General features: G+C 67.4%; 21 protein-coding genes. 12 read left to right on the top strand and 9 right to left on the bottom strand.

Translation table 11 applies throughout. The features are described 5' to 3' along the window. Positions 1 to 35 precede the first annotated feature (35 nt). A complete protein-coding gene (locus tag BOS5A_RS01940; RefSeq protein ID WP_151953548.1) occupies positions 36 to 374 on the bottom strand; it encodes a hypothetical protein in 339 nt (112 codons plus the stop codon). On the opposite strand from BOS5A_RS01940, the gene BOS5A_RS01935 reads away from it, so the two are divergent. Next, positions 358 to 1,545 (top strand): serine hydrolase domain-containing protein, encoded by a 1,188-nt coding sequence (locus tag BOS5A_RS01935; RefSeq protein WP_151953547.1) that lies wholly within the window; start codon positions 358 to 360, stop codon positions 1,543 to 1,545. The genes BOS5A_RS01940 and BOS5A_RS01935 overlap by 17 nt on opposite strands. Positions 1,546 to 1,635: 90 nt before the next feature. On the opposite strand, the gene BOS5A_RS01930 is transcribed toward BOS5A_RS01935, so the two are convergent. From BOS5A_RS01930 to pdxH, 3 genes are read right to left on the bottom strand one after another with little or no spacing between them, the layout of a single operon-like run. Beyond that, entirely contained in the window at positions 1,636 to 2,433 is a 798-nt protein-coding gene (locus BOS5A_RS01930; RefSeq protein ID WP_151953546.1) for a PhzF family phenazine biosynthesis protein, read from the bottom strand. Between the two features lie 25 nt (positions 2,434 to 2,458). Continuing rightward, the gene (locus BOS5A_RS01925; RefSeq protein WP_151953545.1) at positions 2,459 to 3,406 is read right to left on the bottom strand and encodes a cation diffusion facilitator family transporter; all 948 of its coding nucleotides are present in this window, start codon (positions 3,404 to 3,406) and stop codon (positions 2,459 to 2,461) included. Then, complete coding sequence (pdxH, locus tag BOS5A_RS01920) at positions 3,403 to 3,981, bottom strand: pyridoxamine 5'-phosphate oxidase (RefSeq protein WP_151953544.1); 579 nt, start codon at positions 3,979 to 3,981, stop codon at positions 3,403 to 3,405. The genes BOS5A_RS01925 and pdxH overlap by 4 nt, the downstream gene beginning before the upstream one ends. Positions 3,982 to 4,082: 101 nt before the next feature. Here pdxH and ku point away from each other — a divergent pair, with 101 nt between their 5' ends. The 10 genes from ku (at position 4,083) to BOS5A_RS01870 (ending at position 15,813) form a co-directional block, all read left to right on the top strand. After that, on the top strand, positions 4,083 to 4,946 hold the full coding sequence (gene ku, locus BOS5A_RS01915) for a non-homologous end joining protein Ku (protein ID WP_151953543.1): 864 nt from the start codon (positions 4,083 to 4,085) through the stop codon (positions 4,944 to 4,946). A 114-nt stretch (positions 4,947 to 5,060) separates the two neighbouring features. Beyond that, positions 5,061 to 7,526: a DNA ligase D gene (gene ligD / locus BOS5A_RS01910; RefSeq protein ID WP_151953542.1), complete on the top strand. Its 2,466-nt coding sequence runs from the start codon at positions 5,061 to 5,063 to the stop codon at positions 7,524 to 7,526. 90 nt (positions 7,527 to 7,616) lie between these two features. Then, positions 7,617 to 10,103, top strand: coding sequence for a circularly permuted type 2 ATP-grasp protein (locus tag BOS5A_RS01905; RefSeq protein WP_151953541.1), 2,487 nt, complete (start codon positions 7,617 to 7,619; stop codon positions 10,101 to 10,103). Then, on the top strand, positions 10,100 to 11,008 hold the full coding sequence (locus tag BOS5A_RS01900; protein ID WP_151953540.1) for a transglutaminase family protein: 909 nt from the start codon (positions 10,100 to 10,102) through the stop codon (positions 11,006 to 11,008). The genes BOS5A_RS01905 and BOS5A_RS01900 overlap by 4 nt, the downstream gene beginning before the upstream one ends. 72 nt (positions 11,009 to 11,080) lie before the next feature. Next, the gene (locus BOS5A_RS01895; RefSeq protein WP_151953539.1) at positions 11,081 to 12,019 is read left to right on the top strand and encodes a DnaJ C-terminal domain-containing protein; all 939 of its coding nucleotides are present in this window, start codon (positions 11,081 to 11,083) and stop codon (positions 12,017 to 12,019) included. Between the two features lie 6 nt (positions 12,020 to 12,025). After that, positions 12,026 to 12,988 (top strand): YihY/virulence factor BrkB family protein, encoded by a 963-nt coding sequence (locus BOS5A_RS01890; protein WP_151953538.1) that lies wholly within the window; start codon positions 12,026 to 12,028, stop codon positions 12,986 to 12,988. Positions 12,989 to 12,996: 8 nt separating this feature from the next. Then, the gene (fabI, locus tag BOS5A_RS01885; RefSeq protein ID WP_199857170.1) at positions 12,997 to 13,812 is read left to right on the top strand and encodes an enoyl-ACP reductase FabI; all 816 of its coding nucleotides are present in this window, start codon (positions 12,997 to 12,999) and stop codon (positions 13,810 to 13,812) included. Then, positions 13,812 to 14,879 (top strand): chorismate synthase, encoded by a 1,068-nt coding sequence (gene aroC, locus BOS5A_RS01880; protein ID WP_151953536.1) that lies wholly within the window; start codon positions 13,812 to 13,814, stop codon positions 14,877 to 14,879. Before fabI ends, aroC begins: the two co-directional genes overlap by 1 nt. A gap of 62 nt (positions 14,880 to 14,941) precedes the next feature. Further along, on the top strand, positions 14,942 to 15,265 hold the full coding sequence (locus BOS5A_RS01875; RefSeq protein WP_199857169.1) for a hypothetical protein: 324 nt from the start codon (positions 14,942 to 14,944) through the stop codon (positions 15,263 to 15,265). A 95-nt stretch (positions 15,266 to 15,360) separates the two neighbouring features. Then, positions 15,361 to 15,813 (top strand): hypothetical protein, encoded by a 453-nt coding sequence (locus BOS5A_RS01870; RefSeq protein ID WP_151953535.1) that lies wholly within the window; start codon positions 15,361 to 15,363, stop codon positions 15,811 to 15,813. Between the two features lie 58 nt (positions 15,814 to 15,871). Here the strand turns inward: BOS5A_RS01870 and BOS5A_RS01865 are convergent, their stop codons facing one another. Then, positions 15,872 to 17,161 (bottom strand): adenylosuccinate synthase, encoded by a 1,290-nt coding sequence (locus BOS5A_RS01865; protein ID WP_151953534.1) that lies wholly within the window; start codon positions 17,159 to 17,161, stop codon positions 15,872 to 15,874. Between the two features lie 108 nt (positions 17,162 to 17,269). Continuing rightward, positions 17,270 to 18,376: an ATP phosphoribosyltransferase regulatory subunit gene (locus BOS5A_RS01860; RefSeq protein WP_151953533.1), complete on the bottom strand. Its 1,107-nt coding sequence runs from the start codon at positions 18,374 to 18,376 to the stop codon at positions 17,270 to 17,272. A gap of 145 nt (positions 18,377 to 18,521) precedes the next feature. On the opposite strand from BOS5A_RS01860, the gene mtgA reads away from it, so the two are divergent. Beyond that, positions 18,522 to 19,199, top strand: coding sequence for a monofunctional biosynthetic peptidoglycan transglycosylase (gene mtgA / locus BOS5A_RS01855; RefSeq protein ID WP_199857168.1), 678 nt, complete (start codon positions 18,522 to 18,524; stop codon positions 19,197 to 19,199). Between the two features lie 116 nt (positions 19,200 to 19,315). Here the strand turns inward: mtgA and BOS5A_RS01850 are convergent, their stop codons facing one another. The 3 genes from BOS5A_RS01850 to BOS5A_RS01840 all read right to left on the bottom strand — a co-directional run bounded on the left by BOS5A_RS01850 (position 19,316) and on the right by BOS5A_RS01840 (position 21,606). After that, complete coding sequence (locus tag BOS5A_RS01850; protein ID WP_151953532.1) at positions 19,316 to 19,567, bottom strand: hypothetical protein; 252 nt, start codon at positions 19,565 to 19,567, stop codon at positions 19,316 to 19,318. 76 nt (positions 19,568 to 19,643) lie between these two features. Further along, positions 19,644 to 19,967 (bottom strand): YbaB/EbfC family nucleoid-associated protein, encoded by a 324-nt coding sequence (locus tag BOS5A_RS01845; protein ID WP_151953531.1) that lies wholly within the window; start codon positions 19,965 to 19,967, stop codon positions 19,644 to 19,646. A 1-nt stretch (position 19,968) separates the two neighbouring features. After that, positions 19,969 to 21,606: a DNA polymerase III subunit gamma/tau gene (locus tag BOS5A_RS01840; protein ID WP_151953530.1), complete on the bottom strand. Its 1,638-nt coding sequence runs from the start codon at positions 21,604 to 21,606 to the stop codon at positions 19,969 to 19,971. Positions 21,607 to 21,687: the final 81 nt, after the last annotated feature.

The raw sequence follows: 21,687 nt of genomic DNA, 5'->3' as shown, positions 1-21,687 counted from the left end.
AGCAAATATCGCGGGCGTTGCCAGTGCAGCTTCGCTCAATGCACCGCGATCGGCGTTCCGGTGAACGGCGCGGGCTGGCAGCCCAGGACGGGATCGAGCCGCGCCGTGCGGCTCGCGATCAGCGGCACATATGCCGTGACGCTCTTTGCGGCAGCATCCTCTTTCAGGCGGATGGGTTCCATCCCGGCCTCGAAATCGGTGCGGCAACTCGCGAGCGTCCGTCCCTCGACGAAGCGGCATCCGCAGGCGACCCGCGCGGCATAGCCGACGCCGAGTTCGAGCTGCGGCGTGATGCTGCGGACATAGAGCCACCCGCCCGCAAGCATCGCGACGATCAGAACTGCGATTGCGACCGCGATGCGCCTTGCCTTCATGGGCGCGCATCGTATCGTCGGCATCATGCCGCGCAAGCCGATCCTCGCCGTTCTGTTGCCGCTGCTGCTGGCGACGACCGCGGCGCCGGTCCGCGCGCCGATCGCGCAGCATGGCGGTTGTGCGGGGATCGACCTGTCGGCGGTCCAGCCGAACCTCGATGCGCTGTTCACGCAGCGCCCGGAAACCCGCGCCGTGCTGTTGCTCAGCAATGGCTGCGTCGCGGCGAAGATGTACGAACCCGGCTATTCGGACGCGAACCGCTTCATCAGCTGGTCGATGGCCAAGACGGTGACCGCGATGCTCGTCGGGATGCTTGTCACTGACGGCAAGCTGTCGCTCGACGCGCCCGCACCGATCGCGGAGTGGCGCCGGCCGGGCGACCGCCGCGCGACGATCAGCTTGCGCATGCTGCTCCAGATGCGCTCCGGATTGCGGCATACCGAGGTCGGCGATCCGGTCGAGAAATCGGACACCAACCAGGTCCTGTTCGTCGGCGGCACGCAGGACATGGCCGCACGCGCGATCGCCCAGCCGCTCGAGGCAGCGCCGGGTGCGACGTTCGAATACAGCTCGCTGACGACGGTCATCCTCGCGGAGATCGTGACCCGCGCGCTCACGCCGTCGCGCGATCCGCGTGTGCGGGCCACGGCCTATCGCGACTTCGCGCAGGCGCGGCTCTTCGGCCCTGCGGGCGTGACGAGTGCCGCGCTGGAATTCGACGGCGCCGGCACCCAGATCGGCGGGTCGATCATCCGGATGACCCTCGATGACTGGGGGCGGATGGGGATGCTGCTGCTCGATGGAAAAGCCGCAAACGGGCGGCAGGTTGTGCCGCCCGAGTGGCTCGCGTTCATGAAGACGCCGTCTCCGACCAATGCCGAATATGGCGGGCAGACATGGCTCAACCGGGCGGGCGGTGCCGATGGGACCCCGTCACTGTTTCCGTCGAAGGGGCCGGCGGACCTCGCGGCGATGGAAGGGCATCTCGGCCAGTTCGTGATGGCGAGTCCGTCGGTAGGTCCCGGGCGCGGGACGGTGCTGATCCGGTTGGGCCACACCGACGAGGGGAAGATGCACCCGGTCGTCGAAACGATGGGCGATGTTTTCGGGGTGATCGGCAGCGCAAAAAAGTCCTCCCCGGCGCGGGGAGGTGGCAGCGCACAGCGCTGACGGAGGGGGGTTTCCTCCAGCGACATCGTTTGAGGAACGCCCCCTCCACCAGCTTCGCTGGTCCCCCTCCCCGTGCCGCGGAGGATCAGGTCAGGGCAGCAGGAACGTCCCCTCGATCACGGTCACGCACGCACCGCCAAGCACAACGCGCTCCCCATCCAGCCGGCACGTCAGCCGCCCGCCCCGCGCGCTCGCCTGGAACGCGGTGAAGCGGTCACGGCCGAGCCGGTTCGTCCAATAGGGCACCATCACCGCGTGAGCGGAGCCGGTCACGGGATCCTCGTCGATCCCTGCGCCGGGCGCGAAGACGCGGCTGACGATATCGGTATCGTCGCCGGGCGCCGTCACGATCGTCAGCACGTCGCCTTCCCGCGCCAACGCTCTAAAGTCGGGGTCGAGACCACGCACCACCGCGGCGTTCTCGACCACGATCAGGCCGTAGCGATGCGGATGCCACAGCGTCTCCACGACCGTATCGAGTCCGAGCGCCGCGACGATCTCCGGCAGCGGCTTGGGCGAAGGCCCCCACGCCGGCAGCGCCAGCGCATAGCCGGCGCCGTCCCGCTCGACGGCAAGCACGCCGGCCTTGCGGGTGCGGAAGCGGACCGCGTCACGCGTCGTGTCGGACGACAGGACGAAGTGCCCGCTCGCGAGCGTCGCATGGCCGCACAACACCACCTCGGCAGTCGGGGTGAACCATCGCAGCTCGAAATCCGCCTCGCCGCTTTCGTCGGGCAGGATAAACGCGGTTTCGGAGAGCTTGTTCTCGGCCGCGATCCGCTGGAGCACGTCATCGTCGAGCCAGGATGAAAGCGGCATCACCGCCGCGGGATTGCCGGTGAACGCGGCGTCGGCAAAGGCATCAATCTGGGCGAAGGGGATTCTCATAGCCGTTTTCCGAACCCTATGCGGCTCATAGCCGCTTCCCGAACCAATGCGGGGTCACGTCCGCTTCGACGAGCGGATTGTCGGTATCGACATGCCCTTCGGGATCGAGATGGATCAGCACCTCGACCTTGGGGAAAACGTCGCGCAGGTTGCGCTCGACCCCTTCGACGATATCGTGCGCCTGCGCGACCGTCAGCTCACGCTCCACCTCCATGTGGAACTGCGCGAAATCGTGGCTGCCAGATCGGCGGGTGCGGAAATCGTGGATGCCCTTCAGCCCCGGCTGGCGCGCGGCGACGTCAAGGAAGGCGGCGCGCTGATCCTCAGGCCATTCCTTGTCCATCAGCTGGTCGATCGCGTTCGACGACGCGCCGAACGCATTCCACGCCAGCCAGGCGGCGATCGCGATGCCGAACAGCGGATCGGCCCAGCGCCAGGCGAAATACTGGTCGAGCACGAGCGCGACGATGACCGAGCCGTTGAGCAGAACGTCCGACTGGTAGTGGACGTTATCGGCGAGGATGGCGACCGATCCGGTCTTGCGGATGACGCTGCGCTGATAGGCCAGCAACACCAGGGTGGCGAGGATCGCGACGATCGATACGCCAACGCCGAATTCGGCATCCGCAGTCGCATTGGGGTTGCCGAACGCCAGAATCGCGCGCCAGGCGATACCCGCCGCCGACGCGGTGATGAGCGCGACCTGGAACAGCGCCGCCAGCGCCTCCGCCTTGCCGTGACCGAAGCGGTGGTCGTGATCCGCCGGCTCCGCCGCCAGCTTCACGCCGTAGAGGGTGACGAGGCTCGCCAGCAGATCGAGCGCGGTGTCGGCGAGCGAACCGAGCATCGCGACCGATCCCGTGTGCCACGCCGCAAATCCCTTCAGCGCCAGCAGGAAGCACGCCATCGCGACGCTGGCGAGCGCGGCGCGCATCGCGAGCGGGATGATCCGGCGGCGTTCGTCGCGAGTCATGGGTAGAGCATCCCCTCCGTCCAGCCGTCGCCGGCGCGCGTGAACACACGGCGTTCGTGAAGCCGGTGCGCGCGATCCTGCCAGAATTCGATCGAGCGCGGCGCGATGCGGTAACCGCCCCAGTGCGGCGGGCGCGGCACGTCGCCGCCCGCGAAGCGCGTCGTCATCGCCTCGAACCGCGCCTCGAACGTCGCACGGTCGGCGAGCGGGCGGGACTGATCGGAAGCCCAGGCGCCAAGCTGCGAATCGCGGCTGCGCGAGGCAAAATAGGCGTCGCTTTCGGCGTCGCTCGCCAGCGTGACGGGGCCTTCGATCCGGATTTGCCGGCGCAGCGATTTCCAGTGGAACAGCAGCGCCGCATTTGGATTGTCGGCAAGCTCCGCCGCCTTGCGACCTTCGCGGTTGGTGTAGAACACGAAACCGTCGGGACCGTGCCCCTTCAGCAACACCATGCGAACGGACGGGCGCCCCGCGCCATCCGCAGTCGCGAGCGCCACGGCGTTGGGGTCGTTGGGTTCGCTCGCCCTTGCCTCGGCATACCAGGCGTCGAACAGCGCGAGAGGATCGTCGGCCATCTCCGCGCCTTAGCCGAGCTTCCGCATCAGCGAAACCGTCGTTGGGGAACGACTCCGTTTCTCAGCGATTGAATCGGCTCCGCAACGAAGGAACGTCGCCCGTGCCCGCTCGCGCTTACTGGCAAGGCCAGATCCGCCTCGCGCTCGTCTCGATCCCGGTCGAGATCTATTCGGCGACGAAATCGGGCGCCTCCATCTCGTTCCGCCAGATCCACGAACCGACCGGCAAGCCGATCCATTACGACAAGGTCGTGACCGGGGTCGGTCCGGTCGATGCCGACGAGATCATGAAGGGCTACCAGATCGAAAAGGGCGAATATGTCCTGCTCGATCAGGATGAGATCGATGCGGTGAAGCTGGAATCGAAGAAGACGCTGGAGCTCACCCAGTTCGTCGATGCGGACGAGATCGACGTCCTCTATTACGAGAAGCCCTATTTCGTCGTGCCCGCCGACGATCTGGCGGAAGAAGCCTTCATCGTCCTGCGCGAGGCGCTCAAACGCACGAAGAAAGTCGGGCTCGGCCAGCTCGCGATGCGCGGTCGCGAATATGTCGTGAGCCTGAAACCGTGCGGGCGCGGCATGGTGCTGGAGACGCTGCGCTACGCCGACGAGGTGAACAAGGCGCAGGGCTATTTTCGCGACATCCCCGACACGAAGCCGGACACCGAGCTGCTCGACCTCGCCGAGGCGCTGATCGCGAAGAAATCGGGCAAGTTCGACGCGGGCGAGTTTCACGATCGCTACGTCGATGCGCTGAAGGCGCTGGTGGAGCGCAAGCGAAAGGCCAAGTCGAACCGCAAGATCATCGAGGACAAGGGTGACGATGACGGACGGGCGAGCGGCAATGTCGTCGATCTGATGGCGGCGCTCAAGAAGTCGATGGCGAAGAGCGGCGAGGCAGCGAAGGGGCCCGCGAAGAAGGCGACACCGCCTCGGAAACCGGCGGCGAACAAGCGTGCTTGAGTCCGGTCTGCTCCCCTCCCTGGAAGGGAGGGGTTGGGGGTGGGTCGACCTCCACGCGAGCGCGTCGTCCGGGGCCACCCACCCCCGGCCCCTCCCTTCCAGGGAGGGGAGAGCGTGAAAGATCCCCTCTCCACCTACAACGCCAAGCGCGACTTTGCGAAGACCGCCGAACCGGCCGGCACGCTAGCGCCCGGCCAGAACCCTTCGACAGGCTCAGGACGTGCGCGCTTCATGGTGCAGAAGCACGACGCCACCCGGCTCCACTGGGACTTCCGGCTGGAGCTCGACGGCGTCCTGAAAAGCTGGGCGGTCACGCGCGGGCCGAGCCTGGACCCCGACGAAAAGCGGCTCGCGGTGCGCACCGAGGATCATCCGCTCAGTTACGCCACTTTCGAAGGGACGATCCCGAAAGGCGAATATGGCGGCGGCACGGTGATGTTGTGGGATCGCGGCACATGGGCGCCGATCGAGGGCAAGAGCGCGAAGGATCTGGAGAAGGGCCACCTGCATTTCGTGCTCGATGGCGAGCGGATGAAGGGCGAGTGGCTGCTCATTCGCCTGAAGCCGCGGGACAAGGAGAAGCGCGAGAACTGGCTGCTGAGAAAGATCGACGATGCGGACGCGGGAGGCACCGATGTGCTCACCGAAACGGCGCTGACGAGCGTGGCAACCGGGCTGACGATGCAGGAAATTGCGGAGGGCAGGCCCCCTGACAATGTATCCCCGCGAAGGCGGGGATCCAGACTGGGCTCCCGCCTTCGCGGGAGCACAAAGGCGGCGGAGGCGCTTGCTTCGTTTACCTCACCCCAGCTCTGCACCCTCGTCGACACCGTCCCCACAGGCTCCAGCTGGATTCACGAGGTCAAGTATGATGGCTACCGCGCGCTCATCGCGGTGAATGGCGGCAAGGCGAAAGTGTTCACCCGGAGCGGACTCGACTGGACCGACAAGTTTCAGGGTATCGCCGACGCCGCCGCCGCGCTGCCCGTCTCGTCCGCGCTGATCGACGGCGAGATCGTCGCGTTCAAGGACGGGCGCCCGGACTTCTCGACGCTCAAGGTGGCCATCAGCGAAGGTCGCGCAATGACGTGTTTCGCGTTCGACCTGCTGACCCTCGATGGCGAGGATCTGAGCGATCTTCCCAACGTCCAGCGCAAGGAGCGGCTGCGCGCCGTCCTGCCCGAAAACGGCGCGATCCAATATGCCGAGCATGTCACCGGATCGGGCGAAGCGCTGTTCGAGACGATGTGCCGCGAGGGGTTCGAGGGCATCGTGTCGAAACTCGCCGACGCGCCCTATCGCGGACGGCGGACGCGCGCCTGGCTCAAGGTCAAATGCACGCGGCGGCAGGAATTCGTGATCGTCGGGTGGCTGCCGTCGGACAAGAAACGCGGGTTTCGCTCGCTGCTGCTCGGCACGCATGCCGAGGACGGCCTGATCTATGCGGGCAAGGTCGGCACCGGGTTCGACCAAGCGTCGATGGACGCGCTGTCGGCGAAGCTCGCGCGGCTGGCCCGCAAGACGGCCACCGTCGAAGCCCCGCGCGCGGCGGTTCGCGGCGCGCGCTGGGTGACGCCGAAACTCGTTGCAGAGATCGCCTATACCGAGACGACGCCCGATGGCGTACTGCGTCATCCGAGTTTCCTCGGACTGCGCGAGGACCAGCCAGCCGACGAGGTGCGGCTGGAAACACCTGCGCCTGCCGCCGCGCGCCCCGAAATCCACGTCAAGGTCTCCAGCAGCGACCGCCTGGTCTTCCCTGACAGCAAGGTCACGAAGGGCGACCTCGCCGATTATTACGCGGCCGTCGCACCGATCATGCTGCCGTGGACCGCGAACCGCCCGGTCAGTCTCGTCCGATGCCCGCAAGGCCGCGGCAAGGCCTGCTTCTTCCAGAAGCACGATGCCGGATCGTTCGGCGATCACGTCCATCATGTGCCGATCCGCAAAAAGGACGGCAGCACCGAGAACTATCTTTACGTCGATGACGCCGACGGGCTGGTCGCGTGCGTGCAGATGGGGACGATCGAATTTCACGGATGGGGATCGTCGGTCGCAGCCCTGGAAAAGCCCGACCGCATGATCTTCGATCTCGATCCCGACGAAGGCCTTGATTTCGGCGATACCAAGAAGGCCGCCGAGCATCTGAAGGCGCAGCTGGCGGAACTGGGCCTGACGAGCTTCCCGATGCTGTCGGGGGGCAAGGGCGTCCATGTCGTCGTGCCGCTGACGCCGGAGGCGGAGTGGCCGGCGGTCAAGGACTTCGCGAGCCGTTTCGCGCAAGCCCTGGCGCAGGCCGAGCCGGACCGCTTCGTCGCCACGATGTCGAAGGCGAAGCGCAAGGGCCGCATCTTCATCGACTGGCTGCGCAACCAGCGGGGCGCGACCGCGGTCATGCCCTATTCCGCCCGCGCGCGCAGCGGCGCGCCGGTCGCGGCGCCGGTATCGTGGAGCGAGCTGCGCGATATCGACGCGGCGAACATCTTCGCCGTCACCGACCGCGATACGCTGATCGAGCGCGCGGCGTCGCGCGCGCTCGCCGGCTGGGGATCGGCGCGACAGGCGCTGCCCGATCTTTAGCACCAGCCGCGATTTCACCTTGCGTCGCAGCAAGGGGGGCGTCACCAAAGGCCGCGTCCGGCAACCGCGACGAGGTCCAAGCAGGCGCTGATGGCGATAAGCCCAACCCCCGCCCCGCTGTTCGACGCGGGCACCCACGCGAAGCGCTGGATGGAGGATTACGGCGCCCGCGCGACGCGCGGCGATGCGCTGGCGCAGGGGGCGGCGGACGCCTGGGCCGCGATGTTCGAGGAGCTGGCGGCGGTCGCCGGCGACGATCTGGGTCATGCGCGCGAGCGGGTGCAGCGCCACGCCGCCGATATCGGCACGGGCTTTCGGGTGATCGGCGAGGCGGACGAGCGGCCATGGCCCGTCTCCCCGGTGCCACTGATGATCGGCGCCGACGAATGGACCGAGATCGAGCGCGGGATCGTGCAACGCGCGGCGCTGTTCGAAACGATCGTCGCCGATATCTACGGACCCGGACGGCTTGTCGATCGCGGCATGATCCCCGCGACGCTTGTCACCGGCAGCCCCTATTTCCTGCGACCGCTGGTCGGCATGGAGCCGCCGGGCGGCCACCATTTGAACTTCGTCGCCTTCGATCTCGGTCGCGGGCCGACCGGCGAATGGCGCGTGCTGGCCGATCACCTGCGCGCGCCCGCGGGCGCCGGTTACGCGCTGGAAAACCGGCTGGCGGTCAGCCGGACGCTGGGCGGATTGCAGGACCGGCTGAACGTGCGCCGTCATGCGCCTTTCTTCGCCGCCTTCCGTGCCGGACTCGCTGCCGCGTGCAAGCGAGCGGAGCCCCGCATCGGGCTGCTGACCCCGGGCCGTTTCAACCCGAGCTATGCCGAGCAGGCGCATCTTGCGCGTTATCTCGGGCTGCTGCTGGTCGAGGGCGCGGACCTCGCAGCGCTTGAGGACCGCGTCTATGTCCGCACGATCGACGGGCTGAAACGGATCGATGCGCTCTGGCGGCGGCTCGACCCGCGGCTGCTCGATCCGCTGGCGTTCGACAGCCATTCGCAGATCGGCGTGCCGGGGCTGATCGACAGCTATGCCGCGGGCAATGTCGTCCTGGCCAACGCCCCCGGCGTCGGCGTCCTCGAATCGCCGGCGTTCGCCGCCTTCCTGCCGCAGCTCGCGACCCGGCTGACCGGCGAGGGGCTGCGCCTGCCGAATATCGCGACGTGGTGGTGCGGCCAGCCACGCGAGCGCGCGCGGGCGGAAGAGGACCTCGACCGCCTGATCGTCGCGCCGGCGTTCGGCCAGCCGACGCTCGGCCTGCCGGGCAAGGACGCAGTCACGGGGGCCGATCTTTCTCCGCAACAACGCGCCGACCTGCTGGACGATATCGCGCGCCGCCCGCAGGATTATGTCGGGCAGGAGATCGTCCGGCTTTCCACCATGCCGGTCGTCGTCGGTGACACGATGGTCGCGCGTCCGTTCACGCTCAGGGTCTTCGCGGCGCGCGACGGCAAGGGCGAATGGTCGGTCATGGCGGGCGGCTTCGCGCGGATCGGCGAGCATGCCGACGACCGCGCGACCGTGATGGGCGAAGGGCTGTGGTCCGCCGACGTCTGCGTCTTCGGTGGAGAGGTGGTCGCGCCCGTATCGCTTCTTCCCGCAGCAGATTCCGCCGGCATCCGCCGCAACCCCGGCACGCTGCCCAGCCGCGTTGCGGATAATTTCTACTGGCTCGGCCGCTATCTCGAGCGTGGCGAGGCGCTGCTCAGCGCGATCCGCGTGATGCTCGGCAATTCGATCGACGCCGATGCCGGCGCCGCGCTCGCGTCCGAAACCGTTGGGCGACTCGTCGGGCAGATCGTGTCCTCCGGTGCCGCCCCACACCCGCACACGCTTCGCCGCGCCGATCTGACCCACACCGCACGCACCGCGATGGAGTCGCTTGGCGAGGGCTGGCAGTCGGTCGCGGAGATCAACCGCCATGCCCGTGCCATCGGCGACGGATCGCGCGACCGGCTGTCCGCGGACATGATGCGCCTTCTCGATGCGCCCTTCCCGACCCACCGCGGGTTGCTCGACCGCGCGGGATCGCTCCAGCGGCGCTATGCCGCGATCGCCGGATTGTCCGCCGAGCATATGGGACGGACGAGCGCGTGGCGGTTCCACGATCTGGGGCGCCGGATCGAGCGCGCCGTGGCAATCGCACGGGCGACGCGGGTGTTCGGAATGCCGGGCGCGACCGCCGATGATCTGCAGACACTGCTCGATCTGGGGGACAGCCAGATCAGCTACCGCCAGCGCTATCTGACGGGAATCGCGCGGGTGCCCGTCGTCGATCTTGTCGCGCTCGATCCGGGCAACCCGCGCAGCCTCGCCTATCAGGTGGATTGCATCGCCGCGCATGTGTCGGCGCTCCCCGTGCTGGCGGACGACGGCATGGCCGAGCCGCAACAGGCGGAGGCGACCGCGATCCATGCGCTGGTCGCTACTGCGGCGGCGGCGACGCTCGACGCGAACCGGCTCGGCGAGATCGAGCGGCGGTTGGGGCAGCTCTCCGACGCGGTCGCACGTCGCTATTTCCTGCAGGGCGCAGAGCCGCTGCGCGCCGGCGGGCTGACGCTGGCGTGATCTACGACATCCGCCACATCACGCGGTTCGATTATGGCGGCGCGGTGCGCTTTGCGCGGTGCAACCTGCGGCTGCGCCCGATCGACTGGCCGGGGCAGCGGGTGGAGGAGTACGCGCTCCATGTCAGCCCGTCGGGGCGGACCTTTCCGGCGCGGGCCGAGGCTGGTCTGGCGCACGTCACAAGGCTGGTGGTCGAGGAACCGGTGCGCCAGCTCGTTATCGAAAGCGCAGCGCGGGTGACGGTGGATCGCCTCGTGCCCGTCCCCGCACCCGACGATCCGACGCTGGGTCAGGTCGCCAATATGGCGCGCGACAGCCGCGATGTGTCGCCGAGCGGACCCGCCAGCTACCTCTTTCCCTCGCCGCTCATCCCGCTCGAAGCCGATATCGCTGCGTGGTGCGCGGCCGATCTGCACCCCGACGCGCCCGCGCTGGAGGCCGGCATCGCGCTCGCGCGGCGCATCCAGCGCGAATTCGCCTTCGATCCGACCGCGACCCTTGTCGACACGCCGCCCCACGAAGCCTTCGCGAAGCGCCGCGGCGTGTGCCAGGATTTCGCGCAGATCATGATTTCCGGCCTGCGCGCGGCCGGGCTGCCGGCCGCCTATGCCTCTGGCTATATTCGCACGATTCCGCCGCCCGGTCAGGCGAGACTTGTCGGCGCGGATGCCACCCACGCATGGGTACTCCTGTGGTGCGGGCCGGCGCGCGGCTGGATCGGCTTCGATCCCACCAACGGCATCTGGATGGCAGGCGATCACGTAGTCGTCGCGATCGGGCGCGATTATGGCGAGGTCGCGCCGGTGGACGGCGTCGTGCTCGGTTCGGGTGCACAGGCGATGGCGGTCAGCGTCGATGTCGCCCCGCTTGATCTCCCCGCCTCGCCAGAGCCGATCGCGGCCTGACCGCAAACGCGATTGCGCTCCGCCCCGCGCGCGCCCACATAGCCGGGTAACACACGTTCAACGGGGACTTAAGTGGCGGATCCTTATTCGACCCTCGGCGTCGCGCGCGGCGCGAGCGAGGCGGACATCAAGAAGGCCTATCGCAAGCTGGCGAAGGAACTCCATCCGGATCGCAACAAGGACAATCCCAAGGCATCGGAGCGCTTCAGCCAGGTAACCAACGCCTATGATCTGCTGAACGACAAGGACAAGCGCGCACGCTTCGACCGCGGCGAGATCGACGGCGACGGCAATCCCACCTCCCCCTTCGGCCATGGCGGATTCGGCGGCGGGCGTCCGGGCGGGCAGAGCGGCGGGTTCCGGCCGGAGGATTACAGCTTCGGCGGCGGCGAAGGTGCCGACATGTCCGATATCTTCGAAGGGCTTTTCGGCAATCGCGGCGGTGGCGGCTTCTCCAGCGGGTTCGGGCGGCGTCAGCCGCCGCCCAAGGGCGCCAACATCGCCTACAAACTGCGCGTGCCCTTCATCGATGCCGCCGCGCTGTCGCCGCAGCGGACCATGCTGGGCGACGGCAAGACCGTCGACCTGAAGCTGCCGGCCGGCGTCGAGAACGGCACGCAGATGCGCCTCGCGGGCAAGGGCGAACCGGGGCCCGGCGGCGCGGGTGACGCGATCGTGACGATCGAGGTGACCCCGCATCGCTATTTCACCCGTGACGGCGACGACGTGCGGCTCGACCTGCCGATCACGCTGGCCGAAGCGGTGCTCGGCGGCGGCGTGAAGGTGCCGACCGTGGAGAAGCCGGTGATGCTGACGATCCCGAAGGGCACTTCCTCAGGCAAGGTGTTCCGCCTGAAGGGCAAGGGCTTTCACAAGAAGGGCGGCGGGCGCGGCGACCAGATGATTACCATCATGGTCACCGTCCCGCAGGTCAGCCCCGAGCTGGAAGCATTCATCAACGAGCACAAAGACATCGACACGCGGAACCCCCGGGCCGACATGGGCGTCTGACCTCGCATGAGCGAGGGCACAGCACTGACACCTGAAGATCGCGGGCGAGACCGCAGCGCGGCACGGCTGAGGCTGGACCGCCAGCTCGCGCGCGTCCGCCCCGGAAGCTACGCGTTCGAGATCGTCAAGCGCGCGGCGATCGGCGTCTTCAACGACGGCTTCATCCACGCCGGCAACCTCGCCTATCTCGCGTTGATGACGGTCTTTCCGTTCTTCATCGTGGCGGCGGCGATCGCCTCGATCTTCGGCCAGAGCGCGGAGACGCAGCGCGCGGTCGCCTCCTTCCTGCATGTCCTGCCGCCCGACGTATCGGACCTTCTTCGCAAGCCGATCACCGACGTGCTTGCCGCGCGCACGGGATCGCTGCTGTGGTTCGGCGGGCTGATCGGCCTGTGGACGGTCGGCAGCTTCATCGAGACGATCCGCGACATCTTCCGGCGCGCCTATGGCTACCGTTCCACCGCGCCCTTCTGGAAAGGTCGGCTGCTGTCGATGCTCGTGATCGTGAGCTCGGTCATCCTCGCGCTGCTGTCGTTTCTCATCCAGGGCATCCTCACCGCAGCGGAACAGTTCGTCTACCGACTGGTCCCCTTCGCGCAGGGCGTCGCGGGATGGATCGGCTTGTCGCGGGTGATCCCCGGCGTCGTGATGTTCGGCGCGCTCTACATGCTGTTCTATTCGGTGACCCCGTCGAAATACCGTTATTCAAAATGCCGCAAGTGGCCGGGCGCACTGTTCACGACCGCATGGTGGGTAGGCGCCACGGCAGCGCTGCCGTGGGTGCTTTCGCATCTCGGCAGCTACGACCTGACCTATGGCAGCCTTGCCGGCGTGGTCGTCATGCTGCTGTTCTTCTTTCTCATCGGGCTCGGTCTCGTTTTCGGGGCGCACCTGAACGCGGCACTGGCGGAACCACCCGTCACCGGAGTAGAGGAAGGCAAAACCGAAACGGCAGGGACGACCAAGTGAACCAATTGATGGCGGGAAAGCGTGGGCTCATCATGGGGCTCGCCAATGATCGATCGCTCGCCTGGGGCATTGCGAAGAAGCTGGGGGAAGCCGGCGCGGAACTCGCCTTCAGCTATCAGGGCGAAGCCATGGAAAAGCGCGTGCGCCCGCTCGCCGAGCAGCTGGGCGTCGCGCGGCTTTACGACTGCGACGTGTCCGACATGGCGGCGCTCGATGCGACGTTCGCGGCGCTGGCGAAGGACTGGCCGACGATCGACTTCGTCGTCCACGCGATCGGCTTTTCGGACAAGAACGAGCTGCGCGGCGGCTATGTCGATACCACCCTCGACAATTTCCTGATGACGATGAACGTCAGCGTCTATTCCTTCGTCGCGGTCGCACAGCGCGCGTCGAAGATGATGACGCCGTTCGATCCGGAAACCGGCAAAGGCGGCGGGGCGCTGCTGACGCTCAGCTATTACGGCGCGGAAAAGGTCATCCCGCATTACAACGTCATGGGCGTGGCAAAGGCCGCGCTCGAGACGAGCGTTCAGTATCTCGCCGTCGATCTCGGCCGCGATAACATCCGCGTCAACGCGATCTCGGCCGGGCCGATCAAGACGCTCGCCGCCTCGGGAATCGGCGACTTCCGCCTGATCCTGAAATGGAACGAGCTGAACTCGCCGCTGAAGCGCAACGTCACGATCGAGGATGTCGGCGGGGCCGGACTCTACCTGCTGAGCGATCTTTCCAGCGGCGTCACCGGCGAGACGCACCATGTCGATGCAGGCTACAATGTCATCGGCATGAAGGCGGAGGACGCGCCCGACATCGCGCTCGTCTGATGAGCCTGAACAGCTTCGGCCACCTGTTCCGTTTCACCACATGGGGTGAAAGCCATGGGCCGGCGATCGGCGCCGTGGTCGACGGGTGCCCGCCCGGCATCGCGCTCGGCGAGGGCGACATCCAGCCATGGCTCGACAAGCGCCGTCCGGGCACCTCGCGCTTCACGACACAGCGGCAGGAGCCGGATCAGGTCCGCATTCTCTCCGGCGTCTTCGAGGGGCGCACCACCGGCACGCCGATCAGCCTGATGATCGAGAATGTCGATCAACGATCAAAGGACTATTCGGAGGTCGCGAACGCCTATCGTCCCGGCCACGCCGATTACGCCTATGACGCGAAATACGGGTTTCGCGATTACCGCGGGGGCGGGCGATCGTCCGCGCGGGAAACCGCGTCGCGGGTGGCGGCCGGCGCCGTCGCCCGGCTCGTCATCCCGCAGGTGCGCATCCGCGCCTGGGTGGAGGCGATCGGTGGCGACGCGATCGATCCGGCGAACTTTGACGACGCGCAGATCGACGCCAATCCCTTCTTCTGCCCCGACGCTGACGCGGCCGTCCGGTGGGAGGCGCTGATCGACAGCGCGCGCAAGGCTGGGTCGTCGCTCGGCGCCGTAATCGCCTGCGAAGCGACGGGGGTCCCAGCCGGCTGGGGCGCGCCGCTTTATGCCAAGCTCGATTCGGAACTCGCCGCGGCGATGATGTCGATCAACGCGGTAAAGGGTGTCGAGATCGGCGATGGCTTCGCAGCGGCTGCGCTGCGCGGAGAGGAGAATGCCGATCCGATGCGCCCCGGCGAGGCCGGTCCCGAATTTCTCGCCAATCACGCAGGCGGAATCGCAGGAGGAATCGCGACGGGTCAGCCGATCCGCGTCCGCGTCGCCTTCAAACCGACCAGCTCGATCCTTATTCCCGTCGAGACGGTCACACGGCAAGGTGAAGCGAGCAACATCCAAACAAAGGGCAGGCACGACCCCTGTGTAGGGATTCGCGGCGCGCCAGTTGTCGAAGCAATGATGGCGCTTGTATTAGCCGACCAGTCGTTGCTTCATCGCGGTCAGTGCGGGTGATATTCAACGAAAGCGCTCCTATATTAAGTCTCTAACAGGGATCAAATCCAGGAGATTTTCCAATGAAGTTCCTCAGCATTATCGCCGCAGGCGCACTTGTGATGCCGGCCGCAGCGATGGCGCAGACCACGCCGACGGATCAGACGCAGACGACCACGCCGACGACCGACAGCATGGGCACGCCCGATCAGTCGACCACGACGTCGAAGAAGCACAAGAAGTCGAAGAAGTCGGGCGACATGTCGACCATGCCGACCGATACGACCACGACGCCGGCGCCGACCAGCCCGACACCGACAACGCCGGCCGATCCGTCGATGACGCCGAGCACTCCGGCTCCGACGTCGCCGTCGACGACGCCTCCGACGACTCCGCCGCAGGGCTGATCACCGGTTAGGACTACGCCAGGACCCGGCAGCCTTTGGCCGCCGGGTCCTTTGGCGTCACCACGTTTTATTTCGCCTTAGTAAGGAGAAAAGTCATGCGTATCATCACGATCTTTGCCGCAGGCGCGCTCGCGCTTCCCGGCGTCGCGTCGGCCCAGGTTCTGGGCGGTGGCGCCGGCGGCACGCTCGGCGGCTCGGCCGGCACCCCGCTCGGCCAGACGATGGGCAGCGCCGGCACGGCCGTGAACGGCACGGTGCAGACCGACGCGCTCCAGCGCACCACGAATGCCGCCAACGCAACGGCAGACCGTGCGCAGCGCGACGCCGAGCGCGCCAAGGCTCGCGCCGATCGCGCTGCTGCCAAAGCAGAACGCAAGGCCCGCGACACGGCCAACGCCACCAGCGTCAATGGGAGTGCGAGCACCTCCACCGGCGCAACCGTCGATAACGGCGCATCCGCAGGCACCACGGCCGGCGCAACGGTTGGCGGCACGAACGTCGGCGCCACGGGTAGCGCCGACGCGAATGGCTCTGTGACGCCGCACTGATCTGCAGGATCACGACCGATGGAAGGAGCGGCGGCCTTGGTTGGCCGCCGCTTTTTTGTCAGTCCGCGAAGGGATCGCGCACGAGGATCGTGTCCTGCCGCTCCGGGCTCGTCGAGACGAGTGCGACCGGGCATTGGATCAGCTCTTCGACGCGGCGGATATATTTGATCGCCTGACCCGGCAAATCGGCCCAGCTGCGCGCGCCCGCGGTCGATTGCGACCAGCCTTGCATCGTTTCGTAGATCGGCTCGACCGCCGCCTGATCGCTGGCATTGGCCGGGAAATAGTCGAGCGTCTCGCCGTGCAGGCGATAGCCGGTGCAGATCGCGACTTCATCGAAGCCGTCGAGCACGTCGAGCTTGGTCAGCGCGATTCCGGTGATGCCGCTGACCGCGGCCGATTGCCGCACCAGCACCGCATCGAACCAGCCGCACCGCCGCTTGCGCCCGGTGACCGTGCCGAACTCGCGCCCGCGCGTGCCGAGACGTTCGCCGGTTTCGTCCTCGAGCTCGGTGGGAAACGGTCCGGACCCGACCCGCGTCGTGTAAGCCTTGGCGATCCCGAGCACGAAGCCGACCGCCCCAGGCCCCAGCCCCGATCCCCCCGCCGCGGTGCCGGCGATCGTGTTCGACGAGGTGACGAAGGGGTAGGTGCCGTGATCGACGTCGAGCAGCACGCCCTGCGCACCTTCGAACAGGATCCGCTTGCCTGCGCGTCGCGCCTCGTTGAGGTCGCGCCAGACGGGTTTGGCGAACGGCAGGACGAACCCGGCAATCTCGCGCAGGTCGGCAAGCAGGCGCGCGCGGTCGATCGGCGGCTCGCCGAAGCCGACACGCAAGGCGTCATGGTGGGCGGTGAGCCGATCGAGCTGGGCACCCAGATCGTCGAGATGCGCCAGATCGCAAACCCGGATTGCGCGGCGGCCGATCTTGTCCTCATAGGCGGGGCCGATGCCGCGCCGCGTCGTCCCGATCTTGCCCGCCCCGCTCGCATCCTCGCGCAGCGCATCGAGATCGCGGTGGAACGGCAGGATCAGCGCGCAATTATCGGCGATGCGCAGCGTCTCGGGCGTCGCGACAACGCCCTGCCCGGCCAGCCTGTCGATCTCGTCGCGCAGCGCCCAAGGATCGAGGACGACACCGTTGCCGATGACGGACGGCGTGCCGCGCACGATGCCAGAGGGCAGCAGCGACAGCTTGTAGACATTGTCGCCGACGACGAGGGTGTGTCCGGCATTGTGCCCGCCCTGGAAGCGCACGACCATATCGGCGCGCTCGGCGAGCCAATCGACGATCTTGCCCTTGCCCTCGTCGCCCCACTGCGCGCCGATGACTGCCACATTGGCCATGATACAGGTCTCCACCTGCCGGGTCCGATCCGCGCGCCCTTCGACAGGACTCGGCACGCAGACGATCTTCAAATGCGGGGCGCGCCTAGACGGTCGCGCGCCCGTTAGTCAACCGCCCAGCGGGCGCGGCTCGCCGTCCACCAGCAGATGGGTGCAAAGCTGCGCCTCGGGCGTATCGCCCGCCTCCAGCGCGGCGACCGTCACCCAGCCTGCCGCCCGCATTCGCGCGGAGGCGGCCGGATCGGCACCCACGGGCAGGAACAGCCGACGCCGCGCGCCGCCGCGGCTTGCGCCGGGCAACCCGCCCGGGAAGAGCGAGAAGCCCGTCGCCGCTTCCTCGGCGCCGTCTTCATGGACGATCGTGTAGGTGCCGCCCCGCCCCACCTCACCGCTCGCGCCGCCAGCAAACAGCGAGAAGCCGAGCCAGCTCTGATATTCGAATCCGTGCCGCTCGGTCGGATCGAGGGTCAGCGTCACCCGCCCCGCAAGCGTCGACGCGATCGCGGCCAGCCCGTCGAGCCGCGAGGCGAGCAACCCTCGCGTATCGAACGAACGCAGGCGCGCGAGCGCCGCGTCGAACGGCCCTGCAGCCTCGACCAGCGGCATATAGGCGGGCGCGAGCGCGGCGACCCCGCCGGCGTCCTTCGCATCCAGTCGCTCGCGCAGCGCATCGATTTCCTCGACAGGCACCGGCAACGCGTCCGCGGCCAGCGTATCGACGAGGTCAGGCAGCGTGAAGTCGATCGACAAATCCATCGCGCCGGCGGCTTCCAGCGCCTCGACCGCGACGCTGACGATCTCGATCGCGGCAGCAATCGAATCGAGTCCGATAAGCTCGCAGCCGATCTGTCTGCGTTCACGCGCCGGGGCGAGTTGCGGCGCGCGCAGCTTCAGCGTCGTGCCCGCGTAGGAGAGCCGGACGGGGCGCGGATGATGCCCCATCCGCGTCGCCGCGATCCGCGCGACCTGCGCGGTCAGATCGGGCCGGATCGCGAGCGTCGCCTGGCTCACCGGATCGACGAAGCGCACCGCGTCGCGAAGACCACCCGCCTTCAGCCGGCTCGCCAGCCCTTCCGCGAATTCGGCGAGCGGCGGATCGACGCGCTCATAGCCATGCGAATGCGCCACGCCGAGGATCGCCGATTCGATCTGCGCGGCGGCATCGGCATAAGGCGGCAGCGCGTCGCGAAAGCCTTCGGGAAGTAGCGCGGTCACGAGTGTCGGCGTCCCTGTCGAACATGGAGGTGAAAGCGGAAGTGCTGGCCGCCGCGCCGGATACGCCGCGCGGGGCGGCAGGTCCAGTGACGCGGGCACGCCTAATCCGGTTGAAACGCCCCACGGGAAAATCTAGCGCGGCGCGATGATCGCGCGCGTCATCGGGCTGGGCCTGAAAATCCTTCTGTGGTTCATCGTGGTGACGGCGCTCTGGGTGCTCGCGTATCGCTTCGTTCCGCCGCCTTTCACTTTCACGATGCTGGGCGACGTGATGAGCGGCCATTCGGTGACGAAGGCCTGGACCCCGCTGTCCGATATCGATCCCGACATGGCGCGCGCGGCGATCGCGGGGGAGGATTCGCGCTTCTGCTCGCATCACGGCTTCGATTTCCGCGCAATGGCGGGCGCCGCCGCGCGCAACGCGCGAGGTGGGCGAATCCGCGGCGGCTCGACGATCAGCCAGCAGACCGCGAAGAACGCGTTCCTGATTCAGGGCGGCGGCTATGTGCGCAAGGCGTTCGAGGCGTATTTCACCGTCCTCATCGAGACGCTGTGGGGCAAGCGGCGGATCATGGAGGTGTATCTGAACATCGCCGAGACCGGGATCGGCACCTATGGCGTGCAGGCGGGCGCCGAGCGCTATTTCAGGCACGGTGCCGATCGTCTGAGCGCGACCGAAGCGGGCCGCATCGCCGCCGTCCTGCCGCTGCCGAAGAAACGGGCGGCGATCGATCCGCGTGGCTTCGTCCGCAGCCACGGCAACGCGATCGCCGCCCGGGTCGGCATCGTTCGGCGCGATGGCCTGGACGCCTGCTTGCGCTAGCGGGAGTGTTTTCGACCCAACTTGACCCACCCGTTCATTTCGCGCGTGGTCGATAAACGCTTCGCAGCCCAGTCCAGCGTTTCTCGACTTCGCTCGAAACGAACGGAATGGATGACTTACTCGACCGACTTCTGCGCCGCGTCGCCGACCTTCTGCGCGCCGTCGCCGACGTCCTTCGCCGCCGACGTGATCGCGTTGGTCTTCAGATTGTCGTTCTTCGACTGGTTCATCAGGAAAAACGCGCCGACCACGACCGCGACCAGCAGCACGATCCCGATGAAAATGCCGGCGCCGCCGCCGCCGCCACGGCGCTCAATGATCGTCGTGTGCGGCTCGGTCGAGGTTTCCACGATCCGTTCGTCAGCCATGCCTTCTACTCCCTGTTACTGATGGGAGCGCAAACGAACGGACGGGCAAAGTCGTTCCTTAACCGTATCGACCGGCTCAGAACGGCAGCTTGAATCCCGGCGGCAGCGACAGGCCGCTGGTCATCTTCGACATCTCTGCGCCGGACACCGCATCGGCCCTGGTCCGCGCGTCATTGAAGGCCGCGACCACCAGATCCTCGACCATCTGCTTCTCGCTCGGCTGGAGCAGCGATTCGTCGATATCGAGCCCGATGATCCGGCCCTTCGCCGATGCCTTCACCTTGACGAGCCCGCCGCCGGCCACGCCCTCGACCTCGATCGAATCGAGATTGGCCTGCGCCTTTTCCAGCTCGCTCTGCACGTTCTGGGCCATCGCCATGATATCGTTCAGGTCTTTCATGTCACGCTCCATGTTTCAGGGTCTTGGGCCAATCTTCGAGTTCGGCCTCGGGAAAGGATTCGAACGCCGCGCGGACGAGCGGGCTGTCGAGCACCGCCTGCCTTTCCGCGGCCGCTGCTGCGTCCTCACGTTCCTTCATCGTCGGCGCGCCGGGCGCATCGACCATGGCGATCTTCCACACCCGCCCGGTTTCGGCCTTCAACACCTGCGCGAGTTCGGCCAGCGTATCCGCCGCGATCGGTCGCGTGCCGCTGAAATCGATCTCGGGCGTCTCAAACCGCACCACCCGCGCCGCCGAGAGCAGCCGGTGGTAGAGCGCGTGATGCCCCTTCGCCTCGAGCAGCGCCATGACGCCGGCGAATTCCGATGGCGTCCGGTCCACTGGCGGCGAAGGCGACGCTACAGGTGCGGCTGGCGCGACGGGAGCAACCGGGGCGCCTTCCCCGCTCGCGATCCGCCGCGCGAGTTCCCCCGGATCGGGCAGGCTGGAGGCGTGAATGACGCGCAGCAGCGCCATCTCCGCCGCCTCGATCGGCAGCGCCGCGCGCGCGACCTCGTCATGCCCCTTGAGCAGCAACTGCCAAAGCCGGTGGAGCGCAGGAAACGACAGCTGCTCCGCCCACCCGGCGAACGCATCGCGCTCCTCGGCCGACTGCGCCGCATCCGCCGCCGCGCCGACCTTCAGCAGGGTGACGCCGTGCACCGCCTCCAGCAGCGCGCGCAGCACACCCAGCGGATCGACGCCATAATCATATTGCCGGCGCAGTGCCGAGAGTGCGCCCGGCGCATCGCCCGAGAGGAGCAGCGCCATGAGATCGCGCACAGCGCTGCGATCCGACAGGCCCAGCATCTCGCGCACCGCGGGCGCGGTCACCCCGCCGCCGCCCGAATCGGCATGCGCGATCGCCTGATCGAGGATCGAGAGCCCGTCGCGCGCCGACCCTTCCGCCGCGCGCGCGATCAGCGCCAGCGCCTCGGGTTCGGCGGTGACGTTCTCGGCCGTCACGACCTTCGCGAAGTGATCGGCGAGGAGATCGGCCGGAATACGGCGCAGGTCGAAACGCTGGCAGCGCGACAGGACCGTCACCGGCACCTTGTTCACCTCGGTCGTCGCGAACAGGAACTTCACATGCGCCGGCGGCTCCTCCAGCGTCTTCAGGAGCGCGTTGAACGAGCTGTTCGACAGCATGTGGACTTCGTCGATGATGTAGATCTTGTAGCGCGCGCTGGCGGCCGCATAGGGGACGTTGTCCAGCAGCTCGCGCATCTGCTCCACTTTGGTATTCGACGCAGCGTCCTGCTCTAAAACATCGATGCACCGCCCCTCCGCGATCGACGTGCAGAAGCTGCAAACCCCGCACGGATCGATCGTAGGCCCGCCATTGCCGTCCGGACCGATACAGTTGAGCGCCTTCGCGATCAGCCGCGCGGTCGAGGTCTTGCCCACCCCGCGAACGCCGGTCAGCAGGAAGGCGTGCGCGAGCCGGTCGCGCTTGATCGCATTGCCAAGCGTGGTGACCATCGCGTCCTGGCCGATGAGCTCGGCAAAGGTCTGCGGCCGATATTTGCGCGCGAGGACGCGGTAGGTTTCCGCGCGCGCCGGCTGCGGCGGTTCGCCGAGATCGAACGAATCGGTCATCGGATGCGAGCCGCGATGAGTGAGTGACGTGCCATTGCCGACCACACATAGGGGTGGCGGGGGCGTTCGTCAGGGGGGAAG

It is taken from the genome of Sphingomonas sp. EC-HK361, from assembly GCF_902498785.1.
GTDB lineage: Bacteria > Pseudomonadota > Alphaproteobacteria > Sphingomonadales > Sphingomonadaceae > Sphingomonas.
The sequence above is the reverse complement of the archived record's forward strand: the minus strand, read 5'-3'. Positions and strand labels throughout refer to the sequence as shown.

What these genes read in the sequence shown, in the direction of transcription:
- mtgA (WP_199857168.1), top strand. Translation starts at nt 18,522, where the DNA reads ATGATCGCGCGCGTCATCGGGCTGGGCCTGAAAATCCTTCTGTGGTTC.
- BOS5A_RS01890 (WP_151953538.1), top strand. Translation starts at nt 12,026, where the DNA reads ATGAGCGAGGGCACAGCACTGACACCTGAAGATCGCGGGCGAGACCGC.
- BOS5A_RS01935 (WP_151953547.1), top strand. Translation starts at nt 358, where the DNA reads ATGCGCCTTGCCTTCATGGGCGCGCATCGTATCGTCGGCATCATGCCG.
- BOS5A_RS01925 (WP_151953545.1), bottom strand. Translation starts at nt 3,406, where the DNA reads ATGACTCGCGACGAACGCCGCCGGATCATCCCGCTCGCGATGCGCGCC.
- BOS5A_RS01865 (WP_151953534.1), bottom strand. Translation starts at nt 17,161, where the DNA reads ATGGCCAATGTGGCAGTCATCGGCGCGCAGTGGGGCGACGAGGGCAAG.
- fabI (WP_199857170.1), top strand. Translation starts at nt 12,997, where the DNA reads ATGGCGGGAAAGCGTGGGCTCATCATGGGGCTCGCCAATGATCGATCG.
- BOS5A_RS01940 (WP_151953548.1), bottom strand. Translation starts at nt 374, where the DNA reads ATGAAGGCAAGGCGCATCGCGGTCGCAATCGCAGTTCTGATCGTCGCG.
- BOS5A_RS01905 (WP_151953541.1), top strand. Translation starts at nt 7,617, where the DNA reads ATGGCGATAAGCCCAACCCCCGCCCCGCTGTTCGACGCGGGCACCCAC.
- BOS5A_RS01845 (WP_151953531.1), bottom strand. Translation starts at nt 19,967, where the DNA reads ATGAAAGACCTGAACGATATCATGGCGATGGCCCAGAACGTGCAGAGC.
- BOS5A_RS01875 (WP_199857169.1), top strand. Translation starts at nt 14,942, where the DNA reads ATGAAGTTCCTCAGCATTATCGCCGCAGGCGCACTTGTGATGCCGGCC.
- pdxH (WP_151953544.1), bottom strand. Translation starts at nt 3,981, where the DNA reads ATGGCCGACGATCCTCTCGCGCTGTTCGACGCCTGGTATGCCGAGGCA.
- BOS5A_RS01930 (WP_151953546.1), bottom strand. Translation starts at nt 2,433, where the DNA reads ATGAGAATCCCCTTCGCCCAGATTGATGCCTTTGCCGACGCCGCGTTC.
- BOS5A_RS01870 (WP_151953535.1), top strand. Translation starts at nt 15,361, where the DNA reads ATGCGTATCATCACGATCTTTGCCGCAGGCGCGCTCGCGCTTCCCGGC.
- BOS5A_RS01850 (WP_151953532.1), bottom strand. Translation starts at nt 19,567, where the DNA reads ATGGCTGACGAACGGATCGTGGAAACCTCGACCGAGCCGCACACGACG.
- BOS5A_RS01840 (WP_151953530.1), bottom strand. Translation starts at nt 21,606, where the DNA reads ATGACCGATTCGTTCGATCTCGGCGAACCGCCGCAGCCGGCGCGCGCG.
- aroC (WP_151953536.1), top strand. Translation starts at nt 13,812, where the DNA reads ATGAGCCTGAACAGCTTCGGCCACCTGTTCCGTTTCACCACATGGGGT.